The sequence below is a fragment of the Pedobacter sp. 01N416 genome (assembly GCF_056399685.1).
The window spans coordinates 1-8173 of the sequence record NZ_JBFTRT010000198.1 but is presented as its reverse complement, the minus strand read 5'-3'; the positions used below and the strand labels follow the sequence as shown (position 1 = coordinate 8173).

The window sequence follows — 8173 nt, the reverse complement described above, 5'->3', positions numbered from 1 at the left end:
GACCGATTCTTCTTTTTGTTCTTCTTCCATGATCTTTTTACCAGGTAACAACCATTATTCCTTTTTCTATTAATATGGTGATGGCAACAATCATAAGGGTAAATAATACCATCATAAATTTAAGTGAAATCTTCCTGGAAATCAGTTTAAAGTATTTTTCAGTAGCATAACTTTTTTTGATAGCAGATGTTCTTTTCCTTTTTAATGAGCTTAATTTTCTCATCATTAACATTCCAAGGAATGCTAAAAACAGGCTGAACAATATTTCTATGTATGGATGCATTGTTTTTGTTAAAGAGTTATCCTAAAAGTTAATTTCATTTTTAAAATGGTCGTCATCTCGACTGAAGCGCAGCGCAATGGAGAGATCTGCATTAGATTTCTCGACTACGCGGCGCTCCGCTCGAAATGACGAACTGACTCTTATTAAAACGAAACCGCTATACTCGCTGTAAGGGCTGTATTGGCATTTACTGCTGCTGCATCCCTCACAAAGATTTTATCCTTGCTATCGTAGGCMTTTCCTTCCAGACGGATAATTGCATTGGAGATTGGCGAATAATCAAGGTTTAACGAGTAGCCTTTTGTCTTGAAACCTTCTGGTGTTCCGGTGGCGATAAAGATCCCGTTTTTATCTTCGTAATATTCGAACCTTCCGGCAACAGCCCATTTTGGTGCAAATTTATATTGAAGTATTGCCACAGGTGAAATCACCTCGTTTTTATCATCACTACCTTTTGCTTTCTGCTGTGTTCCATAGTCAAATCCAACGGTTACACCAAATTTGTCGGTAACCTGAAAGATGCCATAAACGTTGTGGTAAAACCTGTTTACCCTAACCGAATCAGCACCTTCAGTTCCAAGATAATTGCTGTAGTTTACCATGATCTTGTCTGTTGGTTTCCAGGTTAGCTGAAGTCCGCCCGCAGGTTTGTTATTTCCATTCTGGCGGGTAATACGCTGCCATCCGTTAAGGTAAAGTGCTGTTGCTGTAAATTTGCCATCTTTGGTACCATAAGTAATTTTTGCACCCGACTCATAATAAGGGGTGTTCTCAGAAGAAATATTTCTGGTTAACACCCAACAGTCTTTTGAAACCGCACCTTCAAAACCGATGTGCGAAGAAAAGATTCCGGCATCAACCCAAAGGTTTTCCGATTTGGATAATTTCACGCCAGCATTGGCCTCAAAGATATTTTTTAATACGCCAGGCTCAGCAGCAAGATTTGCATTGGCATAAGTTCCTGCCATTACTGCTAAATTAGCCCTGATCATTCCGCTATCATAAGCTGCCTTGATAAAACCAAGGTTCAGGTTTACCTCGTTTGCACGGTTATGTGAATAAATAAACCCCGGACGGTTATGATCGGCTGGTTTGTTAAAATCGTATCCATAATAGGCTTCAAGATAGCCGCTCACTTTAATTTTCGGTTCTTCCTGTGCTTTTGCGAAGAATCCGGCTGTAACTGCAGCGGCTAGTAATACTAATTTTTTCATAAAATTGGAATTGTTTTGTGTAAGGCAAAGCCAATGAGGCCCATGCTCGTTTTTACGGGCCTCATCTGCTTGGTTATTGTTAATTCTTGGGTATTGTCAGATTGACCGGTGATGCTGCCTGCCGGACTGTTTTGGCAAACGCTTTACAGGCAGGCAGCAGGATGGTCAGTTTTTTAAAGTTCGTCCAGGGCAAGGTTTAATTTCAACACATTTACCGATGAGGGGCCAAAAAGCCCCATAAAAGGCTTAAGAGTATTCATGGCAATTAGCTCTTTCACTTTCTTCTCATCTATTTTTCTGGCCTTTGCCACTCTTGCAACCTGGATCGCGGCACCCTGTTCAGAAATATTCGGATCAAGCCCGCTTCCTGATGCGGTAACCATATCGGCAGGAATATCTGATTTTTTGATACCTGGGTTGTATTTCAATAAGGTATCGATACGCGACTGCACCTCTTTTAAATAATCAGGGTTTGATGGCCCTTTGTTAGAACCTGCAGAACCCGCTGCATTGTAAGCAACCGCTGATGGTCTTCCCCAGAGATATTGCGGTTTGGTAAAAGATTGACCCAGCAACGCATAACCAACTGTTTTACCATTTTTGGTGATTTTTTCTCCGCCACCGTTGCCTTTAGACATTTTTCCAATAAAGGCCACAGTGATTGGATATACTACGCATAACAGTACCAATAGGACTAGGGTTAAGCGGATAGATTGAATGATATACTTTTTCATTTTTATATTCTTTTAATTTTTTATTCGATTCGTCATTCCCAACTTGATTGGGAATCTTAATGCAATAGATTTAAGATTCCCGCCTACGCGGGAATGAAGAATACTTTACACAAATAGACCGACCAATAAATCGATTATTTTAATCCCTATAAATGGGGCTACTACACCACCAATACCATATATAAACAGGTTTCTGCGTAATAAAGCAGTTGCGCCGATAGGTTTGTAAGCCACACCTTTTAATGCCAGTGGAATCAGGATCGGGATAATGATGGCGTTAAAAATTACTGCCGACATGATGGCTGATTCTGGTGAGTGCAGCCCCATAATGTTCAGGCTTTGCAAGGCAGGAATTGAAGCAATAAACAATGCCGGAACGATGGCGAAATACTTGGCCACATCATTCGCGATGGAAAAAGTAGTTAGTGTACCACGTGTAATTAGTAACTGTTTACCGATCTCTACGATTTCGATCAGTTTAGTAGGGTCGTTATCCAAATCGACCATATTACCTGCCTCTTTTGCAGCCTGTGTCCCACTGTTCATGGCTACACCGACATCTGCCTGTGCTAAGGCAGGCGCATCATTGGTACCGTCTCCCATCATTGCTACCAGTTTGCCTAAGTTCTGTTCGTCTTTGATGTAGTTCATTTTATCCTCGGGTTTGGCCTCAGCTATAAAATCGTCAACACCAGCTTTCTCTGCAATATATTTAGCTGTTAATGGATTATCACCTGTAACCATCACGGTTTTCACACCCATTTTCCTTAAACGTTCGAAACGTTCGCTGATCCCTGGTTTAATAATATCCTGAAGCTCGATTACGCCAAGGGCCTTTTCATTTTCAGACACCACAAGTGGCGTTCCTCCATTGGTAGCAATGGCCTTTACATGATTTTCGATATCGGAAGGAAAAATATTTCCAGCTTTTTCTACAATATTCCTGATTGAATCGAAAGCCCCTTTTCTAATTCTTCTTCCATCAAGGGTATCTAATCCACTTGAGCGGGTTTCGGCAGTAAATTTGATAAAAGTAGATCCCTGAGGTGTTCCGGCAGATTTAACACCCTGCTCAGCAGCCAGTTCGATGATTGATTTTCCCTCTGGGGTTTCATCGGCCAAAGAGCTCAGCAAACAGGCATCAGTAAAAGCTTTAATGTTTACTCCTGCTGTTGGATAAAAGTTGGTTGCTTTACGGTTACCAATGGTGATGGTTCCGGTCTTGTCTAAAAGCAATACGTCAATATCACCTGCAGTTTCTACCGCTTTACCCGATTTGGTAATTACGTTGGCTCTTAATGCCCTGTCCATTCCGGCAATACCAATGGCAGATAAAAGTCCGCCTATGGTGGTTGGGATCAGACATACAAACAGCGAGATCAGTGCAGCAATGGTAATCGGCGTATTGGCGTAATCGGCAAAAGGTTTCAACGTTATGCATACGATGATAAACACCAGGGTAAAACTGGCCAGTAAAATGGTTAAAGCAATTTCGTTTGGTGTTTTCTGGCGCGATGCACCTTCAACCAAGGCAATCATCTTATCCAAAAAGCTTTCGCCTGGAGCAGTGCTTACCTGAACTTTAATCTCATCAGACAATACTTTTGTACCTCCGGTTACTGAAGATTTATCTCCCCCCGATTCGCGAATTACAGGAGCAGACTCGCCGGTAATGGCCGATTCGTCAATAGTGGCAATACCTTCAATAATCTCTCCATCAGTTGGGATGGTATCGCCTGTTTCGCAAATAAACACATCGCCTTTCTTTAACTGGTTGGACGAACGGATTTCGATGATTCCGTTGGCCAAAAGTACCTTTGCAGGTGTTTCTTCTCTTGTTTTACGGAGGCTGTCTGCCTGTGCTTTCCCTCTTGCCTCTGCAATGGCTTCAGCGAAGTTTGCAAACAGCACGGTAAGCAATAAGACTAAAAAGATGAAGAAATTGTATAACGGTGATCCCTGTCCGCTATGGCTAAAAGAGTACACAGTAACATAAGCCATTACCAGTGTTCCTATTTCCACAGTAAACATGACCGGATTACGCACCATTGCCCTTGGATCGAGTTTGATGAAAGATTGTTTTAGCGCGGTCTGCACCAAGGCAGGTTCGAACAATTTATTATTGGGTTTCATTTGTATGTTTATTTAAGCATGGTAAAATATTCTGCTAATGGACCTAAAGCCAGAGCAGGGAAATAAGAAAGTGCATTTAACACGATGATTACCGCGAAAGTCATTAGGGCAAAGGTCTTGGTATCTGTTTTAAGTGTACCTGCAGATTCAGGGATGAATTTTTTAGCGCCTAATAATCCAGCGATGGCAACAGGTCCGATAATCGGTAAAAAACGACCAAGGAAAATCACAATACCGGTAGATAGATTCCAGAAGATATTGTTATCGCCAAGTCCTTCAAACCCTGAGCCATTGTTAGCGTTGGATGAAGTCATTTCATATAACATTTCTGAGAATCCATGGAAACCAGGATTATTGAGCCAGTTTTTAGGCTGAACAGCCCATGCAGCATCGCCATGACTGGTAAAAACATAACTTGCAATGGCTGTTCCAGCAAGGATCAAAAACGGACTTAACAAAGTGATAATCGCTGCAATCTTAATCTCTCTTGCCTCTACTTTATGCCCAAGAAACTCTGGTGTTCTTCCCACCATCAAGCCTGAAATAAATACAGCAACAATTAAATAAATGAAGTAATTCAATAAACCTACGCCGCAGCCTCCGTAGAATGAATTGATCATCATGGCCAGTAATTGCCATAATCCGGTTAAAGGCATGGTACTATCGTGCATCCCGTTTACCGATCCTGTAGAAATTACAGTGGTAAGTGTACTCCAATAAGCAGTAGCTGCCGGACCGAAGCGCACTTCTTTACCTTCCATTGCACCGGTAGTTTGCGAGATACCCATTTTAGCCAAGGCCGGGTTACCGCCCAACTCTGAACTTAAGGTTGGTAAAAGCAACATAAACAAACCAATGGTCATTACACCAAAAATGGTCCAGGCTAGTTTTTTTCTACGGATAAAATAACCAAATGCAATGATCATCGCTAAAGGGATAATTGTTTGCGCAATCATTTCTACCATATTGGTAAAGTAGCTTGGATTTTCAAAAGGATGTGCCGAATTGGCCCCAAAATAACCTCCACCATTTGTACCTAAATGTTTAATGGCAATCATTTGAGCAGCTGGTCCTCTCGAAACATGTACGGTATCACCTTGAAGGGAAATAAATTGATCTTTACCCTCATAGCTTGCTGGGGTACCATTAAAAGTTAAGATTAAAGCAACCACAAGTGATAAAGGCAACAATAAACGGGTAATCGATTTTACAAAAAACTCCCAGAAGTTACCAAGCTCGGTTGTTGTTTTATCTCTAAAGGCTTTAAAAAGGACTACCGCAGCCGCAATACCAGTTGCCGCACTTACAAACTGAAGAAACATGAGCACATATTGCTGGGTAAGGTAACTTACGCCACTTTCGCCCGAATAATGCTGCAGATTACAGTTGGCAACAAAGCTGATAATGGTATTAAAAGCCAAATCTGGCGTCATCGCAGAGTTGCCATCCGGATTGAATGGAAGTTTATCCTGAAAGATGAGGACAAAAAAGCCGTAAAACAACCATAGTATATTAATGGTAAGCAGTGCTTTTAACTGCTGTTTCCAGTTCATCTGTTCTTTAATATTGATTCCGGAAAGCTTGTAAATACCAGTTTCCAATGGTTTTAAAAAATCTGTCCAGACTTTTTCTCCTGCAAAAACCTTAGCCAGGTATTTACCCAATGGTATTGCGATGACCAGGGTGAGCAGGAAGGTGGCGATAATGCCTGTTAATTCGGTGTTCATTTTTTGATTTGTTAATTGCGCTCCTTAAAGGAGAAAAGATTAAAATTTTTCGGGTTTGATCAGCACGTAGATCATATAGATAAATACGGCGATGGCGATAATGAATAATGCGATCATAATGTTAGATTTTTTCGAACCAGTCGATTGATTTGTAAGTAGCCCAGCAGAGCAGGATTAGGATTAAAAAAATGAGTATTGTCATGATTGTATTGATTTTACATGCCATTAGCCAACTCTTATACCATAAAAGAAAAACAAATCACAAACAATTGATTTACAGATATTTACAATAATAAAGAGTTATTAAAGTTAAATTAGGCATAAAAAAACCCTTCCATTTTGGAAAGGTTTTTTTCATTTGGGAAAAATTAGTTCGTCATTGCTGAAAAGAAACGACAGCCTAAACTCTGGTCTTAGCGTCTCGCCAAGATATGCTCTGGTCTTAGCATCCGCTAAGACCTCATCATGTAATTCCGTGTTCTCCGAGTCTCCATGGCAAAAACTAAGACTAGGAAAGACGCTAAGACTAAGAGAGCTCCAAAGTTTCGAGTAAACTGATGTAAATATCAATCCCTTCTTCAATTTCCTCAATGCCAATAAATTCATCGGCAGTATGAGAGCGTGCAGAATTACCTGGTCCCATTTTAACCGAAGGCATATCCAACCAGCCTAGATCGGAGCTTGTTGGCGAAAGGTAAGTTTTCCTGCCAAGCGAAAGTCCGCTTATCACAACAGGATGAAGCATATCGATAAAAGATGGCTTTAATACGTTTGGCCGCAAAGTAAAATGGCATGAGGTATGATTGACAATGGTATTCACTATTTCTCTTTCGGTATAATTATGGTCGAAACGGATATCTACCGTAAAACTGCACTCAGCTGGAACAATGTTGTGTTGAATACCTGCCCTGATCTCTGTAACCGTCATTTTAACAGGCTGCGGTTGATCGTCCATAATGGGAAACAGATAATTTTTGAACCAGTCGATATCTTTAAGGGCATGGTAAATGGCATTATCGCCCTCCTCCCTAGCCGCATGGCCTGAGCGGCCTTTTGAAACGCAGTCGATTACCATCGAACCTTTTTCGGCAATGGCCATATGCATACCCGTGGGTTCGCCTACAATGGCAAAAGATATTCCTCTAATATCAGGTAATATGCTGCGGATGCCCAATTCTCCTGAGGTTTCTTCTTCGGCAGTTGCCGCAAGGCAGAGGTTAAAGGGAAGATCTTTTCGATCATAGAAATACAAGAAAGTAGCGGTTAAAGCCACCAGCGGACCGCCGGCATCGTTACTGCCCAGTCCGTATATTTTTTCATCTTCTATAATCGGGCTAAAAGGATCTCTGGTATACTGTTTATTAGGTTTAACCGTATCGTGATGGGAGTTTAATAGGATGGTTGGCTTTGAAGCATCTAGGTGTTTATTGTAACACCAGATATTGTTGTATTTTCTAAAAGTGTTTATGCCTTGCAGGTTTAAGAAAGATTCGATCTGGTCGGCAGTAAGCATCTCATCGCCACTGATAGAAGGAATAGCGATTAAGGAGGAAAGGAGTTCGAGTGATTCCTGATAGAGGTGATTAAGATCAGGACCCTCGGTAAGTTTTATTTTACTGATCGTGTTCATGATAATGTGGTTAGGTATTTTAAGAATAAATAACTTCCTGGTAGATCTCAGCTTGCTGATAAACTATGGGTTGTGCATCAGCAAAGTATTCCGGATCGAAAAGCATAGCGGTACAGAGGCAATTGCATTTTTTCTTGCGTGTTAAAATATCGTAGTTCACGCAGCTTTTGCAACCTTCCCAGAAATGCTCATCGTGTGTGATCTCGGCAAAACTGACTGGCAGAAAACCAAGTTTGGCGTTCATCCGCATAATTGCGGGGCCTGAGGTAATGCTAAAGATTTTTGAATTGGGATACAATCTTCTCGACATCTTGAAGATTCTGTTTTTGATGGATCTGGCTACTCCAGAATTCCTGAATTTGGGTGCAACAATAAGCCCCGAGTTGGAAACGAAGCGTTCATCTTCCCAGGTTTCGAGGTAAGAAAAACCTACCCACTCGCCAGTACTAGTT

General features: G+C 41.3%; 7 protein-coding genes and 1 pseudogene. All 8 read right to left on the bottom strand.

Translation table 11 applies throughout. From position 1 onward, the window contains the following. Positions 1 to 37: 37 nt before the first annotated feature. Entirely contained in the window at positions 38 to 283 is a 246-nt protein-coding gene (locus AC1DND_RS12740) for a hypothetical protein (protein WP_477582080.1), read from the bottom strand. A 143-nt stretch (positions 284 to 426) separates the two neighbouring features. After that, on the bottom strand, positions 427 to 1497 hold the full coding sequence (locus AC1DND_RS12735) for a porin (RefSeq protein ID WP_477582078.1): 1071 nt from the start codon (positions 1495 to 1497) through the stop codon (positions 427 to 429). Between the two features lie 173 nt (positions 1498 to 1670). Further along, complete coding sequence (locus AC1DND_RS12730) at positions 1671 to 2231, bottom strand: K(+)-transporting ATPase subunit C (protein WP_477582076.1); 561 nt, start codon at positions 2229 to 2231, stop codon at positions 1671 to 1673. Between the two features lie 105 nt (positions 2232 to 2336). Continuing rightward, a complete protein-coding gene (gene kdpB / locus AC1DND_RS12725) occupies positions 2337 to 4364 on the bottom strand; it encodes a potassium-transporting ATPase subunit KdpB (protein ID WP_477582074.1) in 2028 nt (675 codons plus the stop codon). 8 nt (positions 4365 to 4372) lie between these two features. After that, the gene (kdpA, locus tag AC1DND_RS12720) at positions 4373 to 6091 is read right to left on the bottom strand and encodes a potassium-transporting ATPase subunit KdpA (protein ID WP_477582072.1); all 1719 of its coding nucleotides are present in this window, start codon (positions 6089 to 6091) and stop codon (positions 4373 to 4375) included. Between the two features lie 39 nt (positions 6092 to 6130). Then, entirely contained in the window at positions 6131 to 6208 is a 78-nt protein-coding gene (locus tag AC1DND_RS12715) for a potassium-transporting ATPase subunit F (protein ID WP_082035969.1), read from the bottom strand. 409 nt (positions 6209 to 6617) lie between these two features. After that, positions 6618 to 7721: a M20/M25/M40 family metallo-hydrolase gene (locus tag AC1DND_RS12710; protein WP_477582070.1), complete on the bottom strand. Its 1104-nt coding sequence runs from the start codon at positions 7719 to 7721 to the stop codon at positions 6618 to 6620. Between the two features lie 19 nt (positions 7722 to 7740). After that, positions 7741 to 8173: pseudogene (locus AC1DND_RS12705) on the bottom strand (hypothetical protein); the annotation flags it as partial.

Excerpts from the sequence above, each read along its gene's own strand:
- AC1DND_RS12740 (WP_477582080.1), bottom strand. The coding sequence starts at position 283 with ATGCATCCATACATAGAAATATTGTTCAGCCTGTTTTTAGCATTCCTT.
- AC1DND_RS12730 (WP_477582076.1), bottom strand. The coding sequence starts at position 2,231 with ATGAAAAAGTATATCATTCAATCTATCCGCTTAACCCTAGTCCTATTG.
- kdpB (WP_477582074.1), bottom strand. The coding sequence starts at position 4,364 with ATGAAACCCAATAATAAATTGTTCGAACCTGCCTTGGTGCAGACCGCG.
- kdpA (WP_477582072.1), bottom strand. The coding sequence starts at position 6,091 with ATGAACACCGAATTAACAGGCATTATCGCCACCTTCCTGCTCACCCTG.
- AC1DND_RS12715 (WP_082035969.1), bottom strand. The coding sequence starts at position 6,208 with ATGATCGCATTATTCATTATCGCCATCGCCGTATTTATCTATATGATC.
- AC1DND_RS12710 (WP_477582070.1), bottom strand. The coding sequence starts at position 7,721 with ATGAACACGATCAGTAAAATAAAACTTACCGAGGGTCCTGATCTTAAT.